This is a genomic window from Delftia sp. DLF01, from assembly GCF_014852125.1.
Lineage (GTDB): Bacteria > Pseudomonadota > Gammaproteobacteria > Burkholderiales > Burkholderiaceae_C > Comamonas > Comamonas acidovorans.
The window spans coordinates 1430942-1449375 of the sequence record NZ_JACVAZ010000001.1; the positions used below are offsets into that span (position 1 = coordinate 1430942).

Below are 18434 nucleotides of genomic sequence, written 5' to 3' on the forward strand. Positions count from 1 at the left end.
AGGATTTGCGCTTTCAGCAAAATGATATCGTTGTCATTTTGGCTGTCAATCACGATTTCTGCGATGCAGGGCAGGCTTGGCGCCCGTGCGTGGAGGGCGGTCTGCTATCTTCAGGCCCGTCCCCGATACCAGCCCGCGATCGCGCTTGCCCATGAACACACCCACACCATCCAGGCCCGCCACGCTGCACGACGTGGCCGAGGCGGCCGGCGTCTCGCTGATCACGGCCTCGCGCGCACTGGGCAATCCTTCCATCGTTTCTGAGAAGACGCGCGAGCGCGTGCGCCAGGCCGTGGAGGCCACGGGCTACATCCCCAACCTGCTGGCCGGCGGGCTCAAGTCCCGCCGCAGCCGCATGGTGGCCGGTGTGGTGCCCGCGCTGTCGGTGTCGCAATTCCTGCCCACGGTGCAGTCATTGACGGCCACGCTGGCGCAGGAGGGCTATCAGCTGCTGCTGGGCCAGACCTTCTACGACGAGCAGCGGGAGGAGGAAGTGCTCAACGCCATGATCGGGCGCCAGCCCGACGGCATTGTGATGATGGGCCTGGTGCAGTCCGACAAGGCGCGCGAGCGGCTGCGCAGGACCGGCATTCCCGTGGTGGAAACCTGGGACTTCAGCGACCGGCCGCTGGACATGGTGGTGGGCTTTTCCCACCTCAAGGTGGGCAGCGCGCTGGCCGGCTATTTCCTCTCGCGCGGCCTGCAGCGCGTGGGCATGGCCACGGGCAGCGACCACCGGGCCCAGCAGCGGCGCGAGGGCTTTCTCGCAGCCTGGGGCCGCGAGGTGCCCACGGTCACCGTGTCCGCACCCGGCAGCCTGGAGCTTGGCCGGCAGGCGCTGGGCCAGTTGCTGGCGCAGCAGCCTGATCTGCAGGCCGTGGTCTGCAGCTCGGACATGCTGGCCCACGGCATTTTGGTGGAAGCCCAGGCGCGCGGCCTGCGCGTGCCCGTGGACCTGGCCGTCTCGGGCTTCGGCAATGCCGATTTCGCGGCCCATCTGCTGCCGTCGCTGACCACCGTGCATGTGGACGGACCGGGCATAGGCCGCCTGGCCGCCGAACTCGTGCTGGCACGCTGCAAGGGCCACAGTGCCGGGCGCTCGGCGTTCGACCTGGGGTTCGAGCTGATCGAGCGGGATTCGACCCGCCGAGCTTAGAGAGTCAGCACACGGCAGCCGCCTGGCGCTCGGTCGCCAGCCCGAACAGGCTGCCCAGCACGTGCTGGATTTCATCAGGCGCCAGCTGCCTGGTCTCGGTGCCGCTGGCCGTGATGGTCTTGAGCGCGTCGCCCACCAGGATCATGCGGCCGGCCGGCTGGTGCAGCACCACCACCCGCTTTTGCACGAAGATGGCGTCCGGGTGCGTGGAGTTCAGGTAGTTGGCGGGGGCGAAATCCACCCATTCCTGGGGCGACAGGTTGAAGGCGTACTGGTTGGCCCATTCACCGTCCACGCGGGCCTGCAGCAGGTATTCGCCCTGGTCGTCCAGGCTCAGGCGGAAGGTGTCGCCGTCCTGGCGGACCTCGGTGTCCAGCACGTCCAGGGCCATGGGGGCGCGTATGCCGTAGCTGCCAAAGCCCAGGTCGCACAGCCAGCGCCGTCCCTCGACCTCGGCCACCAGGGCCATGTGGGTGCGGGGGCGGCGGGCAGGGTAGAACATGGGCCGCGCCGCCACAAAGCGGTAGGCAATGCCCAGGGCCTGCAGCGCCATGGCGAACAGGCCGTTCACCTCGTAGCAGTAGCCGCCCCGGGCGCCGCCGAGGATCTTGCCCGCAATGTCTTCGGGCACCAGAGAGACGATCTTGCCGGCCTGCACGTCCAGGTTCTCGAAAGGCACGGAAAACAGCTGCTGGCGCATCAGCGCATGCAGGGTGGCGGCATTCGCCTGGGCGGAGTCCCCGGTACTGAAGCCGATGCGGCGGAAGTAGGCCTGGAGATCGAAATTGCTGGCTTGCATGGGTTTCCTCGGGTTGCTTGATGGCTGCAACGATAAATCGGGGCCACCAATGCCTGTATAAGCAGAATCCAAGAAAACTGACCTGTACAGATTGGCATGCCCACCACCAACGAACCCTTGCCCCAGTACCGCCGCATTGCCCAGGCCCTGCGCCAGACGCTGGCCTGTGGCGCACTGCGCCCCGGCGACAGGCTGATCTCCGCCCGCAGCCTGGCCGAGCGCGAACAGGTCAGCCTGCCGACCGCATTGGAGGCGCTGCGCTGCCTGGAGGCGGAGGGTCTGATCGTGGCGCGCCCGCGCTCGGGCTACTTCGTGCGGCAGGCAACCGGCGGCGCGGCGCTGCAGGCGTCCCGCCCGTCGTCGCGCCCCGTGCCCGTGACCCTGTCGGCCCTGGCGCGCTCGCTGTTCAGCAGTCCCGACACGCGCCTGATCCCGCTGGGTGCGGCATTGCCCGATCCGGCCTGGCTGCCCACGGCCCGGCTGCAGCGCGCGCTGCAGACCGCCGGGCGCCGCCTGGACGCGCACGGGCAGACCTACAGCATGCCGCCGGGCCGCGCCGACCTGCGCGGCCAGATCGCGGCCCGGGCCGCGCAATGGGGTGCGCGCTTCGGCCCCGATGACCTGGTCCTGACGGCAGGCGCCACCCAGGCCGTGCGGCTGGCCCTGCGCGCCGTGTGCAAGCCCGGCGATGTCGTGGCCGTGGAGCGGCCCGCCTATTTCGGCAGCCTGCTGCTGCTGGAGGACCTGGGCCTGAAGGCGCTGGAGATTGCCACCGATCCCCGCGAAGGCCTGCTGCTGGAGCCGTTGGCCGAGGCCATTGCCCGCCACCGGCCGGCTGCCGTGCTGGCATCGCCCACCGTGCAGAACCCGCTGGGCGCCAGCATGCCGGTGGAGCGCAAGCAGGCCCTGGTGGCGCTGCTGGAGCGGGCGGGCATTCCCTTGATCGAAGACGATGTCTATGGCGACCTTGCCGGCGACGGCCAGCGCCCGCCGGCCTGCAAGGCCTTCGACGGCAGCGGCAACGTGCTGTATTGCGGCTCCGTGTCCAAGACCCTGGCGCCGGGCTGGCGCGTGGGCTGGATTGCGGCGGGCCGCTTCCATGCCCAGGTGCTGCAGGTACGCCTGGCGGGCGACTGGGCCGGTGCGCCGCTGCTGGAAGCCGCCGTGAGCGAGGTGCTGGCCAGCGGCGACTACGACCGGCACCTGCGCCGTCTCAAGTCCCGCGTGCAGGCCGGGGTGCAGGCCGTCACGGCCAGGGTCGAGGCCAGCTTTCCGCCCGGCACCCGCGTCTCGGCCCCGCGCGCGGGCTTTCTGCTGTGGGTGGAGTTGCCGCGCCAGGTGAATGCACTGGAGGTGCACCGCCGCGCGCTGGAGCTGGGCATTGGCGTCAGCCCCGGCCCGCTGTTCTCATCGCGCTCGGACCTGACCAACCACCTGCGCCTGAACTGCGCCAACGAGCCCACGCCGCGCCTGCTGGGGGCCGTGGGGCAGGTGGGGGAGATATGCCGGGGTTTGGTCGAGGGTGCTGCGGCGCGCCAGGAGGCACAGGCCGGCCAGCCTACTTCTTCTCGCGCGGCACGCGCCCCATGAGGAAGAACTCGGGATTGGGCTGCATGCCGGCAAAGCTGGCCATGCGGTTGGACAGGCCGAAGAAGGCGGTGATGGCGGCGATGTCCCAGATGTCCTCGTCGTCGAAGCCATGGGGGTACAGCGCCTCGAAGTCGGCCTCGCAGATTTCATGGCTGCGTTCGCAGACCTTCATGGCGAAGTCCAGCATGGCGCGCTGGCGGGCGCTGATGTCGGCCTTGCGGTAGTTGACCGCCACCTGGTCGGCTACGTAGGGCTGCTTTTCGTAGATGCGCAGGATGGCGCCGTGGGCCACCACGCAGTACAGGCACTGGTTGGCCGCGCTGGTGGTGGTGACGATCATCTCGCGCTCGCCCTTGGTCAGGCTGCCTTCTTCCTTGAGCATGAGCGCATCGTGGTAGGCGAAGAAGGCGCGCCACTCGGCAGGGCGGCGCGCAAAGGCCAGGAAGACGTTGGGAATGAAGCCTGCCTTTTCCTGCACTTCAAGGATGCGGGTGCGGATGTCCTCGGGCAGGCTGGACAGTTCGGGCTGGGGGTAGCGGGCGGTGGCCATGTGTCTTGTCTCCTGGGTGTGGTGGTTGTCGTTGCGGGCCATGTTCGCATGGCCTGCGCTGCGCGGGGTGAACGCGCATGACAGCCTGTCTGCCGCCGAGGTTGCAGATTGCGCCCGGGCTCAGGCGGGCGCCATCTCCGGCTCAGGCCGTTGTGCAAACCAGTCGCCCAGAAAGCCGGTGAGCGCGCGGATTCTGGCCGACATCTCGCTGCGCGTGGCGTGCACCAGGTAGATGTCGGCCGCAGGCAGCTGCCATTGGGGCAGGACCTCGCGCAGCGCGCCTGCGGCCAGCGGCGCGGCCACGTCCCACAGCGAGCGCTGCAGGATGCCGTGGCCGTCCAGCGCCCAGGCCAGGGCCGCAGCGCCGTCGTTGGTACTCATCACGCCGTTGACCTTGATGTTGTGCTCGCTCAGGCCCTGGCGCGTGCGCCGGCTCAGGCGCCAGCTGCCATAGGTTTCGTCGCTTTCGCGGATCACGATGCAGCGGTGGGCCTGCAGGTCGGCGGGCTGGCGCGGCTCGCCATGGGCATCCAGGTAGGAGGGCGCGGCGCACAGCACGCGGCGGTTGGGCAGCAGCAGGCGGGCGGTGAGGGCGGAGTCGGGCAGGGCGCCAAAGCGCACCACGGCGTCAAAGCCCTGCTCGACCAGGTTGACGGGCCTGTCCGTCAGCTGCAGTTGCACCTGCACCTCGGGATAGGCGCGCGCAAACGCCGACAGCGCGGGCGCCAGCCGCTGGCGGCCAAAGCCCAGCGTGCAGGCGATGGACAGCGGGCCGCGCGCCGTGGCGCGCGTGCCCGAGATGCTGCGCTCCAGCGCCTCCAGGTCGGCCAGGATGCGCGCGCCGTCCAGCAGGTAGGCTTCGCCCTCGGGCGTCAGGTGGATGCGCCGTGTCGTGCGCTGCAGCAGGCGCACGCCCAGGCGCCGCTCCAGCAGGGACAGGCGGCGGCTGACGGCGGGCGGTGTCACCCCCATCTGCTGGGCCGCAGCGGCCAGGCTGCCTTCGCGGATCAGCAGCGAGAAGAAACGCAGGTCGGAAAAGCCGTCCATGGTGGATGCGGTGGATGGTTGATTCGTAAATTGAACTGATGGATCAATGCAGTATTTTGCTATTTATGCAGCCTGGTTTACTGATTAGCATGGCAGGCTGACAGTCATGAACAACGTAGAAGGAATCTCCGGGATGCACACAGATCCATGGATGCCGGGCCTGCGCCAGCAGCGCATCACGGTCGATGACGGGGTGGAGATCAACGCCTGGGTGGGCGGCCAGGGGCCGGCACTGCTGCTGGTGCACGGCCACCCGCAGACCAGCGCCATCTGGCACCGCGTCGCGCCCCGGCTGGCGCAGCAGTTCACCGTGGTGCTGGCCGACCTGCGCGGCTATGGCGACTCCTCGCGCCCGGCCGGCGACCCCGAGCATGTCAACTACAGCAAGCGCACCATGGCCCGCGACCTGCTGCGGCTGATGGCCCGGCTGGGCCATGAGCATTTCAGCGTGCTGGCGCATGACCGGGGCGCGCGCGTGGCGCACCGGCTGGCCATGGACTATCCCGCCAGCGTGCAGCGTCTGGTGCTGCTGGACATTGCGCCCACGCTGGCCATGTACGAGCAGACCGGCGAGGCCTTTGCGCGCGCCTACTGGCACTGGTTCTTCCTGATCCAGCCCGCGCCACTGCCCGAGCGCCTGATCGAGGCCGATCCCGCCGCCTATGTGCGCGAGATCATGGGCCGGCGCAGCGCCGGCCTGGCGCCCTTCGATCCCCGGGCGCTGGCCGAGTACCAGCGCTGCCTGGCGCTGCCGGGCAGCGCGCACGGCATGTGCGAGGACTACCGCGCCTCGGCCGGCATCGACCTGGACCATGACCGCGAAGACCGCCAGCTCGGGCGCAGGCTGCCCATGCCGCTGCTGGTGCTCTGGGGCGAGGAGGGCGTGGTGCACCGCTGCTTCGATCCGCTGCGCGAGTGGCAGCTCGTGGCCGACGATGTACGCGGCCGGCCGCTGGCCTGCGGGCACTACATCGCTGAAGAGGCGCCCGATGCGCTGCTGGGCGCGGCCTTGCCATTTCTGCTGCAGGCCGGGTGAGTGCCGTCATTGAAGGCACTCGATACGGCATTCGGGCAAGCCGGCAAAGAGGGGAAAGGTGCATTCACGCCATATCCGTGACGCCATATGCATGACGCCATAGCGTTTTCCTCCGAATTCAATTGGCATGCCAATCATGTGCGGCAATGGTAAGCAATTGAAAAATCCGGGTGCCCGTCTTGCGCGGGCAATGCCGGGGGTGCAGATCCTGAAAACCGCTGCAGGCAAGGCCCGGCAAGCCCTGGGCAAGGGCCTGCGTCCATGCGTGCCTGCGACAGGAGGCATGGCTGCGTCAATGCGCAGCCCATTGCCGATCTGTGGTGAAACGCCGAACTGATACAGTCGCGCGGCCCGCCCGAGGGGGAGGGTCTTATTCATCACGGGATATTCACAATGAGCAACAAGAAAACCGTAGTGGCCGCTGCCGTGGCATTGGCCGTCGTGGGCTATGGAGGAACCACCTGGTATACCGGCCAGCGGGCCGAGGCCGGCTACAAGGAGGCCGTGGCCGAATTGCGCAAGGTGCTGGGCGAGAAAGTCGTCGTGACCGACGAGTACCACAAGGGATTCCTCTCCTCCCAGGCCAAGCTGGTGCTGCAGTGGCCTGCGGCGCAAGCCCAGGCCGCCGAGGCGGCTGAAACGGCTGACGCGGCAAAAGCAGCCGACACAGCTGAAGCGCCCGCCGCCGCAGAACCGGTCGCTGCGTCCAAGCCCGTGCGCCTGGTGGTGGACACCACGGTGCGCCACGGCCCGCTGGCCGGTGGCCGACTGGCGGCAGCGGTTTCCGAGACGCGCTTTGCGCTCGACGGCCTGGACGAAAAGAGCACGCAGATGCTGGCCAAGGCCGCAGCCCCCACGCTGACCAGCGTGCACCACTTCACGGGCGGCCAGGATGTGCGCCTGCTGCTGCCCGCCGGCGAGCTGGGCGACCAGGAAGTCACCATGCGCTGGCAGGAAATGGTGCTGGACACGGCCCTGGGCGGTGGCAGCGTCAAGGGCACCTGGCGCTGGCCCGAGGTGGCCCTGCTGGGCCTGCCCAGCCGCGACAAGTCCATGGGCGTGGAAGAGGAAGAGGGCGAGGAGGAGGAATCCGACAACGACGAGGCCCTTCCCACCCAGCCGGCCGCAGTGCCCGTGGAGCGCACCAGCATCATGCTCACGGGCCTGGAGAGCAGCTTCGAGAACAAGGTCATCGACGGCCTGTGGGGCCTGGGCCCCGGCAAGGCCAGCGTGCGCATCGCCCGCTTCGGCATGAGCAGCACGCCCGCCGAAGGCGGCGAGGCCAAGACGCTGCTGGACCTCAAGAACGTGGACGGCAGCTCGGTCATCGAGTCCGACAAGACCACGCTGGGCATGACCACCCAGGTCAAGGGCACGGGCCGCATCGGCCCCATCGATTTCGAGTCCGTGGGCTACGAGGAAAAGATCCAGCGCCTGGACATCGAGGCGCTGCGCGGCTTCCAGCGCGTCATGGTCGAGGGCTACCGCAAGGAGGGCCTGGCCAAGGCGCTGGAATCGCTGGAAGAGCAGGGCATGGGCGTGCTGATGCAGAACGCCCCGCGCCTGGTCGCGGCCCTGCCGGCCTACTCCATGAAGCTGCAGGCCACCTACCAGGGCCAGACCGGCCACCTGGAGTACGGCGCCGAAGTGCAAAGCGCGCCCACGCAGGAGCAGGTCGCCCAGGCCGGCTGGATGCCGGCGCTGCTCAAGACCTCGGCACTGCAGGCCAATGCCAGCCTGCCCAAGGCCTGGCTGGAGCCGCTGATCAAGGCATCGGGCAAGCCCGATGTCTCGGCAGAGGACGTGGAGGGCATGCTGGGCATGGCCCAGGCCACGGGCTATGCCCGCCTGGAAGGCGACAAGCTGGTCAGCGCGCTCAAGATGCAGGCCGGCCAGGTCACGCTCAACGGCAAGCCCATCGCCCTGCCCATGGGCGCGCTGCAGTAAGCGGCCATCCACCTTCCGGGCGTCGCCCCGGAAGGGGTTCTCAGGGGTGCCACTGGCTGGCGCGCACCACAGGGGCCTGTGTGCTGGCGCTGCCCGCCAGCGCATAGGACAGCTGGTTGGCCGCCGCCACCACGGTCTGCGCCATGGCTTCCAGCCGGGACTCGGGCAGGCGCGATGCCGGCCCCGAGATGCACACCGATCCCATCAGCCGCCAGTGCATGCCGAACACCGGCGCCGACACCGTGGCCACGCCCTGTTCGCGCTCGCCGATGGACCAGTGGTAGCCGCGCTGGCGGATCTGCTCGTACACCGACCCCGGCTCGCCTGAAAACGCCAGGATCACGCGCCCCGGCGAGCCCTGGTCCAGCGGCAGCCCCTCGCCCATGCGCGCATGGTGGCGCAGGGCCTGCGGCCCTTCCACGCGCACGAGGCAGGTGCGCACATTGCCTTCGCGCACATAGAAGGCCGCGCTCTCGCCGCTGGCCTGCGTGAGCGCGCGCAGCGCGGGCTCCAGCACGTTCTGCACATCGAAGCCCGCCTGGTAGCGCGCACCCAGCCAGCCTGCCGCCGGGCCCAGGCGCCAGTCCCCATCGTCCCTTTGCACCATGAAGCCCGACTGCGCCAGCGTGCGCGCCAGCCGCAGCACCGTGGTCTTGTGCAGCGCGCAGCGCCGGCTCAGTTCCGCCAGGGACAGGTGCGACTCCCCGAGGGCGAAGGCGCCAAGCAGCTGCAAGGCACGTGTGACGGCGATGACGCCGCCGTCCTTGGCCGCGCTGGCCCTGTCATCGGGTGGCTGCGCCGGGGAAGGGGTGCTGAGGGGCTTGTTCATGGTGCAAGGCATGCAATTGGTTGCGCTGTATGAAACGGCATTGTATGGGTTGAAACGTTTTCATAAAGTTCGTCCCACGCACCGCAGCCATGCGGGCGTTGGACACAACAAACGGAGACAAACCGCCATGCCGATTCCCTCGCTTTCGCGTTGCCTCAACGCACGCCTTCTTGCCGCCCTGGTGGGCGTTGCCGCCATCGTGCCCATGGGTGCTGCCCAGGCCCAAGACACCTATCCCCGCAAGCCCATCCGCCTAGTGGTGCCGTTCCCGCCCGGTGGCGGCACGGACATGATCGCGCGCACCGTGGCCCAGCGGCTGGCGGACCACAACAAGTGGACCGTGGTGGTGGACAACCGGCCTGGCGCCGGCGGCAACCTGGGCGTGGATGCCGTGGCCAAGGCCGCGCCGGACGGCCATACCCTGGTCATGGGCCAGACCAGCAACCTGGCCATCAACCCCTCGCTGTACGCCAAGCTGCCCTATGACCCGCTGAAGGACCTGGTGCCCGTGGCGCTGGTGTCCTCGGCGCCCATCGTCATGGCCGCGCCCGCCAACTCGCCCTACAAGACCTTTGACGACCTGGTCAAGGCCGCCAAGGCCAAGCCCGACGGCCTCACGCTGGGCTACTCGGGCAACGGCACGGTGGCGCACCTGGCCGGCGAACTGGCCGAGAACGCGGCCGGCATCAAGCTGCGCCATGTGCCCTACAAGGGCGCAGCCCAGGCCATGACCGACCTGGTGGGCGGGCAGATCGATTTCTACATGTCGGCCGTGCCCACGCTGCTGGGCCAGGTGCGCAACGGCAAGCTGCGCGCGGTGATGGTCACCTCGCTCAAGCGCTCCGACCAGCTGCCGCAGACGCCCACGCTGGCCGAGTCGGGCTACAAGGACTTCGAGGCCGTCACCTGGTTCGGCGTGCTGGCCCCGGCCGGGACGCCCCAGGCCATCGTGCAGCAGCTGAACAAGGCCATCAACGACGCGCTGCTGGTGCCCGAGGTGGCCGAGAAGCTGCGCTCCGAAGGCGGCGAGGTGCTGGGCGGCTCGCCCGAGAAGTTCGCCGCGCTGCTGCGCGCCGAGGTGCCGCGCTGGGCACGCATCGTCAAGGACTCGGGCGCCAGCCTGGACTGAGCCCGGGGGCAGGGGCGCCAGCCCTTTCGCTTCCTTCTCGCTCCCACCTCCCTTCCTTTCCTTTCCTCCATCGAGATCTCGCCATGGACTGCGACAGCCTTGCCGTGCCCGTCCGTTTCTCGCAGGGCAGCGCCCGGCCCCGTGCCGTGCTGCCCCCGGATGCCTGCGACTGCCATGTGCATGTCTATGACGGCCGCTACCCGGCAACCCCGGGCGCGCGGCTGCTGCCGCCCGACGCCTCGGCCGGCGACTACCGCGCGCTGCAGCGGCGCCTGGGCACCTCGCGCTGCGTGCTGGTCACGCCGTCCACCTACGGCAGCGACAACCGCTGCATGTTGGACGGGCTGGCCGCCCTCGGCCCGCAGGCGCGGGGCGTGGCCGTGATCGATGGCAGCGAAAGCGATGACCAGCTGCAGCGCCTGCACGGCCTGGGCGTGCGCGGCGTGCGGCTGAACCTGTCGCTGGGCGTGACGGGCACGGCCGAGCTGCTGGTGCCGCTGGCCCGCCGCATCGCGCCGCTGGGCTGGCACCTGCAGCTGCTGATGGCGCCGGACCTGCTGGCGTCGCTGGCCGGCGTGCTGCGGCAATTGCCGGTGCCGCTGGTGTTCGACCACTTCGGCCGCATCGCCCCGGTGCAGGCGGGGCGCCATGCGGGCCATGCGTTGCTGCTGGAGTTGCTGGAGGGCGGCAGGGCCTGGGTCAAGTTGTCCGGCGGCTACATCGTCAGCGCGCTGCAGTCGGTCGAAGACCCGGCGCTGGATGCCCTGGCCGCCAGCTATCTGCGCTGCGCGCCCGAGCGCGTGCTCTGGGGCAGCGACTGGCCGCATGTCAGCGCCTTGGCAGGCATGCAGCCCCTGCCCGATGACGCCCGCCAGGTCGACCGCCTGGCCGACTGGACCTCCCATGCCGGCGGTGCCGCCACGCTGCAGCGCGTGCTGGTGGACAACCCCCGGGCGCTGTACGGCTTCGAGACGGCAGCGCCGACATCGCTTTGCACACAAGCAGGAGACAAATCATGAACACCTTCCATCCCGCGCGCCGCGCACTGCTGGCCGCAGGCGGCGCCGCCCTGCTGGGGCCGCTGTGCAGCCCCGCCGTCCAGGCGCAGCCCGCATGGCCGGCAGGCAAGCTCATCACCTGGGTTGTGCCCTATCCGCCCGGCGGCAGCACCGATGTGCTGGGCCGCCAGGTGGCACTGCACCTGGGCAAGGCCCTGGGCAGCACCGTGATCGTGGACAACCGCGCGGGCGCCACGGGCACCATCGGCGCGGCCTACGTGGCCAAGGCGGCGCCGGACGGCCACACGCTGCTGGGCACCTCCATTGGCCCGCAGGCTATCGCGCCCCACCTCATGGGCAAGCTGCCCTATGACCCAATTGCGGGTTTCGAGCCCGTCATCACCATCGGCACCATCCCCCATTTGCTGGTGGTGGGCGCGGCCCAGCCCTTCCAGTCGGTGGCCGATCTGCTGGCCGCCGCCAAGGCGCAGCCGGGCCAGCTGGCCTTTGCCTCGGGCGGCAGCGGAACCATCTTGCAGATGCAGGGCGAGCTACTGCAAAGAAAGGGCGGCGTGCGCTTCATCCATGCGCCCTACAAGGGCGACACGCCCGCGCTGCAGGACACGCTGGCGGGCCAGGTGCAGTTCATGTTCGCCCCCGTGGCCGCCGCGCTGCCCCATGTGCAGGGCGGCAAGCTGCGCGCGCTGGCCGTGACCTCGGCGGCGCGCCTGAAGGCCCTGCCTGACGTGCCCACCATGGCCGAGGCCGGCATCGGCGACTTCGTGGTCGAGCAGTGGCAGGCCGTCTTTGCGCCGGCCAGGACGCCGGCCGCCATCGTGCAGCGGCTGAACCAGGAGATCGGCCAGGCGCTCAAGGACCCGGCCGTCGTGGCACTGGCCGAGCGGCTGGGCGTGACCCTGGTCGGCGGCACGCCGCGGCAATTGGGCGAGCTGCAGAAATCCGACTCCGCCAAGTGGGCCCAACTCATCCGCGAGGCCGGCATCAAGGCCGACTGACGCGCGCGCATCTTCCTGTTTTCCTTCACCTCATCTCACTGGACCATCATGAGCCAACTCCCAGAAATCATCCGTGACATAGAGCGCGTGGACGCCCAAGTCGTGCAACGCGCAGCAGGCTTTCAGGCCGCCATCCTGGCCGACGTGGCGGGCCGCCGCGGCACCATGCATGCGCGCGTGGCGCCCGTGCACCAGGGCATGAAGGTGGCCGGCCCGGCCTTCACCGTCGAGGTGCGCCCCGGCGACAACCTCATGATCCACGCCGCCATTGCGCTGGCCCGGCCCGGCGACGTGCTGGTCATCGACGGCAAGGGCGACCAGACGGCCGCGCTCATGGGCACGCTGATGCTCAGCGCCTGCAAGAAGCTGGGCCTGGCCGGCGTCATCGTGGACGGCGCCATCCGCGACCGGCTGGAGCTGCTGGAGCTGGACTTCCCCGTGTTCAGCGCAGGCTTCAATCCCGCAGGCCCGACCAAGTTCGTGCCGGGCCGCATCAACCACGCCATCTCCGCTGGTGGCACGACGGTTCACCCGGGCGACCTGGTGGTGGGCGATGCCGATGGCGTGGTCGTCATCGAGCGCGCCAAGGCACCCGCCATGCTGGAGCTGGCCGTGAAGAAGGTGGCGGACGAGGCCGCCCGCATCGAGGCCATTGCGCGCGGCGACACGGCATCGAAGTGGCTGCCCGCGGCCCTGCGCGCGGCCGGCGTGCTCAAGGAAGGGGAATCGCTGTGAGCACCATCATCGTCACCGGCGCCGATCTGGCGCAACAGGCGCTGGACCTGCTGGCGCAGCACGAGATCGTCTATGCGGGCAAGACGCCCACCGAAGAGGACCTGGTCGCGCTGTGCCGCGCCCATGATCCCGTGGCCATCATCGTGCGCTACGGCAAGGTGGGCGCGTCCGTGATGGACGCGGCGCCCTCGCTGCGCGTGATCTCCAAGCACGGCAGCGGCACGGACACCATCGACAAGGAGGCCGCCGCCGAACGCGGCATTGCCGTGGTGGCTGCGGCCGGCGCCAACGCGGCGGCCGTGGCCGAGCAGGCACTGGCCCTGCTGCTGGCCTGCGCCAAGTCGGTGGTGGCGCTGGATGCCCGCATGCACGCAGGCCACTGGGACAAGGCCACGCACAAGAGCCTGGAGCTGGGCGGGCGCACCGTGGGCCTGGTGGGGCTGGGCGCCATCGGGCTGCGCTTTGCGCGCATGGCCGATGCGCTGGGCATGCGCGTGATCGGCTTCGATCCCTTCGCAAAGAACCTGCCCGCCTACGTGCAGCCCGTGGACCTGGAGACCATCTGGCGCGAGTCCGACGCGATTTCGCTGCACTGCCCGCTGACCGAGGAAAACCGGGGCATGCTCGGCGCCTCCACGCTGGCGGCCTGCAGGCGCGGCGTGATCGTGGTCAACACCGCACGCGGCGGCCTGATCGACGAGGCCGCGCTGCTGGCCGCCGTGCGCTCGGGCCAGGTGGCGGCCGCAGGGCTGGACAGCTTTGCGGTGGAGCCCATGGTGGCCGGCCACCCGTTCCAGGGCGAAAAGAACTTCGTGCTCAGCCCCCATATCGGCGGCGTGACCGGCGATGCCTACGTGAACATGGGCGTGGGCGCGGCCCGCAATGTGCTGGAGGTGCTGGCCCGCGTGCCTGCGGCGGCCGGCGCCTGAGCCAGGGCAGGGGCGCCGTGCGCGCCCTTGGCCCATGCATGTGCATGCATGTGATTTGAGGAGACAAGCGATGTCGAGGAATTTCCAAGAGGTCCGCCGCCTGGCCTTGCGCGGCGGCCTGCTGGCCGCCGTGGGGCTGGCCGCGCTGGGCGCCCAGCCCGCGCTGGCGCAGAAGGACTATCCGGCCAAGCCCGTGCGGCTGGTCGTGGGCTTTGCGGCGGGCGGCCCCACCGACGTGGTGGCGCGCGCCTTTGCCGACCATGCGGGCAAGGCGCTGGGCCAGCCCTTCGTGGTGGACAACAAGCCCGGGGCCAACACCATCGTGGCCGCGCAGGCCGTGGCCGGTGCGCCGGCCGATGGCTACACCCTGCTGTTCGGCGCCACCAACCACAGCATGATCCCGGCGCTGTACCAGGGCCGCGTGAAGTTCGACGTGGTGCGCTCGTTCCGGCCGCTGTGCACGGTGGCCAGCAGCCCCACGGTGCTGGTCGTGGGGCCGGGCATGCCGGCGCGCAGCCTGCAGGAGTACATGGACCAGGCGCGCAGCCGGCCCGGCAGCGTCACGGCCGGCACGGCGGGCATGGGCAGTTCGGGCCATTTCGCTACCGAGATGTTTGCGCGGGCCAAGGGCCTGAAGCTCAACCACGTGCCCTACAAGGGCGCGGCGCCCGTGGTCACGGATCTCATGGGCGGCCAGCTCGATAGCTCCTTCGCCACGCTGGGCTCGGTGCTGCCCCAGGTGCGCAGCGGCAAGCTCACGGCGCTGGCCGTGGCCTCGCCCAAACGCGCGTCCCTGCTGCCCCAGGTGCCGACCTTTGCAGAAGCGGGCGGCGGCGCCTACTCGGCCGACGTCTGGTACGGCGTGCTCGCGCCGGCCGGCATTCCCGACGGCGTGGCCCAGGCGCTGGAGCGCGTGGCCGTGGAGTTTGCCAAGAGTGCATCGGCCGCGGACAAGCTGCATGGCCTGGGCATGGATGCCGAGTCGAGTTGCGGCAGCGCCTTCGCGCAGCGCGTGGCCAGCGAAGCGGCCTCCTATGCGCAGATCGCCCGCGAACTGAACCTGAAGGCGGATTGATTCGGCCGCCACCCCCTCGAAAAAATCTGGAGACAAGCCATGAAATTCCTTGCCGGAACCCTGATCGCGGCCTGCGCCCTGGCCGCCGCCGTGGCCCAGGCCGCCTTTCCCGAGCGTCCCATCACCCTGGTCGTGCCCTATGCGCCCGGCGGCGGCGCTGACGCGGCCGCGCGCCTGCTGGCCACGCGCATGGGCGCGCGGCTGGGCACCAGCATCATCGTGGACAACCGGCCCGGCGCCAGCGGCACGATTGGCGCGAGCCAAGTGGCCAAGGCGCGCGCCGACGGCTACACGGTGCTCTACGACGCCACGCCGTTTTCCATCAACCCGCATCTGTTTGCCAAGCTGCCCTATGCGCGCAGCGCGCTGCAGCCGCTGTCGCTGGTGCTGCTCATGCCCAATGTGGTCGTGGTCAAGGCCGACTCGCCCGTGCGCAGCGTGGCCGACCTGGCGGCCAGGGCCAAGGCGCAGCCGGGCAAGATCAACTTCGCCTCGGGCGGCAGCGGCACGGTGCAGCGCCTGGCGGCCGAGCTGTTCCGCCAGCGGCTGGAGCTGGACATGGTCCATGTGCCCTACAAGAGCGGCGGGCCGGCCATTGCCGATGTGATGGGTGGGCAGGTGGACTTCATGTTCGGCACCATGGCGGCCACCTATCCGCTGGTCACGGGCGGCAAGCTGCGCGCCCTGGCCGTGGCCGCGCCCCAGCGCTCGGCCCGCCTGCCCGATGTGCCCACCGTGTCCGAGACCGTGATTCCCGGCTACGAGGCCTATGAGTGGAACGGCATCTTCCTGCCCACGGGCACGCCCGAGCCCGTGGCCGCGCGCCTGCACCAGGCGCTGTCCGAGGTGCTGCAGGAAGCCGAGGTGCGCCAGCGCCTGAGCGACCTGGGCGCTCAGCCCATGGGAACGACGCCGGCCGAGTTCGCCGCCTTCCTCCAGAAGGAAGACGCCAAGTGGGGCGAGGTGGTGCGCAAGGGCGCCATCGTGCTGGACTGAGCGCATGGGCATGACCGACATCGCCATGGCCGTGCCGCACTCGGCCGGCACGAGCCGGCCTGCGCGCACGCTGCCGCCCCTGGCTTGCGACAGCCACATGCACATCTTCGATGCGCGCTTTGCGCCGTCGCCGCACTGGCCGCGCACGCCGCCGCAGGCCGACGTGGCCATGTACCGTCAATTGCAGCGGCGCCTGGGCACCTCGCGCGCCGTGGTGGTCACGCCCTCGACCTATGGCACGGACAACGCCTGCACGCTGGATGCGCTGGGGCTCCTGGGCGATGATGCGCGCGGCGTGGCTGTGGTCGCCCACGACGTGGCCGATGCCGAGCTGGACCGGCTGGCCGCGCACCGTGTCTGCGGGCTGCGCGTGAACTTTGTCTCGCCGCAGTCCTGGGGCGAGACCACGGCCCACATGCTGGTCACGCTGGCGCACCGGGTTGCACGGCTGGGCTGGCATGTGCAGGTCTTTGTGCAGCCTGAGCAACTGGTGGCGCTGGCTCCCGTGCTGGGCGCGCTGCCCGTGCCCCTGGTCGTGGACCACCTGGGCCGCATCGACCCGGCTGAAGGCATGGAGGGCGTGGAGGGCGCGGCCCATGCCGCGCTGCGCCGGCTGCTCGATGGCGGCAACACCTGGGTCAAGCTCTCCGGCGCCTATATGCGTTCATCAGTGGGCGGCCCTTCCTATGCCGACACGCTGCCGCTGGGCCGCGACCTGGTGCGCGCCGCACCCGAGCGCCTGGTCTGGGGCAGCGACTGGCCGCACACCACCGAGGTGCCGGGCTCCGTCAACGATGCCGACCTGGTCGATCTGCTCCAGGCCTGGGCGGGCACGGACGAGGCCATGGACCGCATCCTGGTGGACAACCCCGCAAGGCTGTATGGCTTCGACGGCGCGGCCTGACACTCCAAGAAAGACAAGCACCATGTTCCTGCTGCAAGCCCCCCAGGTCTGCGAACTCGAATCGTTCACCACCATGCCCGACGCCCTGCGCCGCCCCGAGCGCAGCGACTGGGCCGATGCCAACCGCGGTGGCGCCGTCACCGACTCCTTCCTCGAGGGGCCGGTGTTCGACGGCGCCGGCAACCTCTATGTGGCCGACATTCCCTGGGGCCGCGTGTTCCGCATCGATCCGCAAGGCGCCTGGACGTTGGTGGCCGAGTACGACGGCGAGCCCAACGGCATGAAGTTCCTTGACGAGCGCACGCTGCTGATCACCGACTACAAGAACGGCCTGATGTGCCTGGAGGTGGCCACGGGGCGCGTCAGCCCCTATCTGCAGCGGCGCAACAGCGAGCGCTTCAAGGGCGTGAACGACCTGGTCTTCGATGCCGAGGGCAACCTCTACTTCACCGACCAGGGCCAGAGCGGCCTGCACGACCCCAGCGGCCGCCTGTACCGCCTGCGGCCGGACGGCCGGCTGGATCTGCTGCTGGCCAACGTGCCCAGCCCCAACGGCGTGGCGCTGTCGCCCGACGGCCGCGTGCTGTACCTGGCCGTGACGCGCGGCAACTGCGTCTGGCGCGTGCCCCTGCTGCCCGATGGCAGCGTGGCCAAGGTGGGGCAGTTCTTCACCTCCTACGGCCCCAGCGGCCCCGACGGGCTGGCCGTGGATGACCAGGGCCGGCTGCTGGTGGCCAACCCGGGCCTGGGCCTGGTGTGGGTGCTCAACCACCGCGCCGAGCCCGTGCAGGTGCTGCGTGGCGTGCCGGGAAGCTCGCTCACCAACCTGGCCTTTGGCGGCGCGGACCGCCGCACGCTGCATGTGACGGACTCCACGCACGGGCGCATTCTGCGTGCCCGGCTGGAGGCGCCGGGGCTGGCGCTGCACGGCTTGAACAAGGGCTGAGGCGGCCGTCGCGACCGTCTCAGCCGTCGCACCGTCTCAGCCGTCTCAGTCGTCGCAACCGTTGCTCAGGGCCTGGCCGGCATGTCCAGGATCTCCCGGGCTTCCTGCAGCAGGCCTATCCACAGCTGCTCCTGCTGTATGCCGGCCTTGAGCACCAGGTGCTGCAGCCGCCGCTCGCGCGTGGGCGGCTTGTCCAGGAAATCGCGCTGCTCCAGCCGCTGGTAGACGTCCAGCTGCGCCTGGTGCAGTGCCAGCAGCCGCTGCACTTCGTCCTGCAGTCCGCAGGGGCCCACCACCGCCTCGGCACGCAGGCGGACCATCCATTCCTCGCGCAGCGGCTTGGGGTCTTCCTGCTCGGCCACCCAGCGCTTGAGCTCCTTGCGGCCCGTGGGCAGGATGCGGTACTGGCGCTTGCGGCCCCGGCCGGATTCGGCGGGCAGGGCCTCGATCCATTGCGCCTCTTCCAGCCGGGCGAGTTCGCGGTAGATCTGCTGGTGCGTGGCATTCCAGAAATAGCCGATGGAGCGGTCGAAGCGCTCGGCAAGTTCCGAGCCCGAGCAGGGGTGCTCGACCAGGGCGGTGAGAAGGGCGTGTGGCAGGGACATCGGCAACAAAGGGACTGGCGCTGGGCGCCATCTTACGGGCCTGCATGGAGGTGTGGCCAAGCGCTGCAGTCATTTCTGCAATTTTTTGCGCAACCAGTTGCATAAATAAAGAAGGCTGACTACATTCATGCAATCAGTTGCATAAAA

The 18434-nt window shown here is 69.7% G+C and carries 18 protein-coding genes; 13 read left to right on the forward strand and 5 right to left on the reverse strand.

Annotation, left to right across the window (positions count from 1 at the left end):
- Positions 1–151: 151 nt before the first annotated feature.
- On the forward strand, positions 152–1156 hold the full coding sequence (locus IB269_RS06280; RefSeq protein WP_192366670.1) for a LacI family DNA-binding transcriptional regulator: 1005 nt from the start codon (positions 152–154) through the stop codon (positions 1154–1156).
- A gap of 4 nt (positions 1157–1160) precedes the next feature.
- Here the strand turns inward: IB269_RS06280 and IB269_RS06285 are convergent, their stop codons facing one another.
- Entirely contained in the window at positions 1161–1955 is a 795-nt protein-coding gene (locus IB269_RS06285) for an arylamine N-acetyltransferase family protein (protein ID WP_192366671.1), read from the reverse strand.
- 96 nt (positions 1956–2051) lie between these two features.
- Between IB269_RS06285 and IB269_RS06290 the strand changes: the two genes are divergently transcribed.
- On the forward strand, positions 2052–3545 hold the full coding sequence (locus tag IB269_RS06290) for a PLP-dependent aminotransferase family protein (protein WP_192366672.1): 1494 nt from the start codon (positions 2052–2054) through the stop codon (positions 3543–3545).
- Here the strand turns inward: IB269_RS06290 and IB269_RS06295 are convergent.
- Both IB269_RS06295 and IB269_RS06300 read right to left on the reverse strand, forming a co-directional pair.
- Positions 3514–4095 carry a peroxidase-related enzyme gene (locus IB269_RS06295; RefSeq protein WP_013801997.1) on the reverse strand — a complete coding sequence of 194 codons (582 nt, stop codon included), beginning with the start codon at positions 4093–4095 and terminating at the stop codon, positions 3514–3516. The two genes, IB269_RS06290 and IB269_RS06295, sit on opposite strands and share 32 nt — an antisense overlap.
- A gap of 120 nt (positions 4096–4215) precedes the next feature.
- Positions 4216–5142, reverse strand: a complete 927-nt coding sequence (locus tag IB269_RS06300) for a LysR family transcriptional regulator (protein WP_192366673.1) — start codon at positions 5140–5142, stop codon at positions 4216–4218.
- 133 nt (positions 5143–5275) lie between these two features.
- Here IB269_RS06300 and IB269_RS06305 point away from each other — a divergent pair, with 133 nt between their 5' ends.
- Both IB269_RS06305 and IB269_RS06310 read left to right on the forward strand, forming a co-directional pair.
- Positions 5276–6178 (forward strand): alpha/beta fold hydrolase, encoded by a 903-nt coding sequence (locus IB269_RS06305; RefSeq protein ID WP_192366674.1) that lies wholly within the window; start codon positions 5276–5278, stop codon positions 6176–6178.
- A gap of 393 nt (positions 6179–6571) precedes the next feature.
- A complete protein-coding gene (locus IB269_RS06310) occupies positions 6572–8125 on the forward strand; it encodes a YdgA family protein (protein WP_192366675.1) in 1554 nt (517 codons plus the stop codon).
- A 40-nt stretch (positions 8126–8165) separates the two neighbouring features.
- On the opposite strand, the gene IB269_RS06315 is transcribed toward IB269_RS06310, so the two are convergent.
- A complete protein-coding gene (locus IB269_RS06315; RefSeq protein WP_192366676.1) occupies positions 8166–8954 on the reverse strand; it encodes an IclR family transcriptional regulator in 789 nt (262 codons plus the stop codon).
- 127 nt (positions 8955–9081) lie between these two features.
- Here IB269_RS06315 and IB269_RS06320 point away from each other — a divergent pair, with 127 nt between their 5' ends.
- The 9 genes from IB269_RS06320 to IB269_RS06360 all read left to right on the forward strand — a co-directional run bounded on the left by IB269_RS06320 (position 9082) and on the right by IB269_RS06360 (position 17682).
- A complete protein-coding gene (locus IB269_RS06320) occupies positions 9082–10083 on the forward strand; it encodes a Bug family tripartite tricarboxylate transporter substrate binding protein (protein WP_013802001.1) in 1002 nt (333 codons plus the stop codon).
- An 83-nt stretch (positions 10084–10166) separates the two neighbouring features.
- Positions 10167–11102, forward strand: coding sequence for an amidohydrolase family protein (locus tag IB269_RS06325; protein ID WP_192366677.1), 936 nt, complete (start codon positions 10167–10169; stop codon positions 11100–11102).
- Positions 11099–12097, forward strand: coding sequence for a Bug family tripartite tricarboxylate transporter substrate binding protein (locus IB269_RS06330; RefSeq protein WP_192366678.1), 999 nt, complete (start codon positions 11099–11101; stop codon positions 12095–12097). Before IB269_RS06325 ends, IB269_RS06330 begins: the two co-directional genes overlap by 4 nt.
- A 48-nt stretch (positions 12098–12145) precedes the next feature.
- Positions 12146–12832 (forward strand): diguanylate cyclase, encoded by a 687-nt coding sequence (locus tag IB269_RS06335; RefSeq protein WP_047216950.1) that lies wholly within the window; start codon positions 12146–12148, stop codon positions 12830–12832.
- Positions 12829–13761, forward strand: coding sequence for an NAD(P)-dependent oxidoreductase (locus tag IB269_RS06340; RefSeq protein WP_192366679.1), 933 nt, complete (start codon positions 12829–12831; stop codon positions 13759–13761). The genes IB269_RS06335 and IB269_RS06340 overlap by 4 nt, the downstream gene beginning before the upstream one ends.
- Before the next feature lie 70 nt (positions 13762–13831).
- Positions 13832–14836, forward strand: a complete 1005-nt coding sequence (locus IB269_RS06345) for a Bug family tripartite tricarboxylate transporter substrate binding protein (RefSeq protein ID WP_192366680.1) — start codon at positions 13832–13834, stop codon at positions 14834–14836.
- A gap of 39 nt (positions 14837–14875) precedes the next feature.
- Positions 14876–15832: a tripartite tricarboxylate transporter substrate binding protein gene (locus tag IB269_RS06350; protein WP_192366681.1), complete on the forward strand. Its 957-nt coding sequence runs from the start codon at positions 14876–14878 to the stop codon at positions 15830–15832.
- 4 nt (positions 15833–15836) lie between these two features.
- Entirely contained in the window at positions 15837–16736 is a 900-nt protein-coding gene (locus tag IB269_RS06355; RefSeq protein WP_192366682.1) for an amidohydrolase family protein, read from the forward strand.
- Positions 16737–16758: 22 nt separating this feature from the next.
- Complete coding sequence (locus IB269_RS06360) at positions 16759–17682, forward strand: SMP-30/gluconolactonase/LRE family protein (protein WP_192366683.1); 924 nt, start codon at positions 16759–16761, stop codon at positions 17680–17682.
- Between the two features lie 65 nt (positions 17683–17747).
- Here IB269_RS06360 and IB269_RS06365 read toward each other — a convergent pair whose 3' ends face one another.
- Positions 17748–18287, reverse strand: coding sequence for a PadR family transcriptional regulator (locus IB269_RS06365; RefSeq protein ID WP_016446262.1), 540 nt, complete (start codon positions 18285–18287; stop codon positions 17748–17750).
- Positions 18288–18434 lie beyond the last annotated feature (147 nt).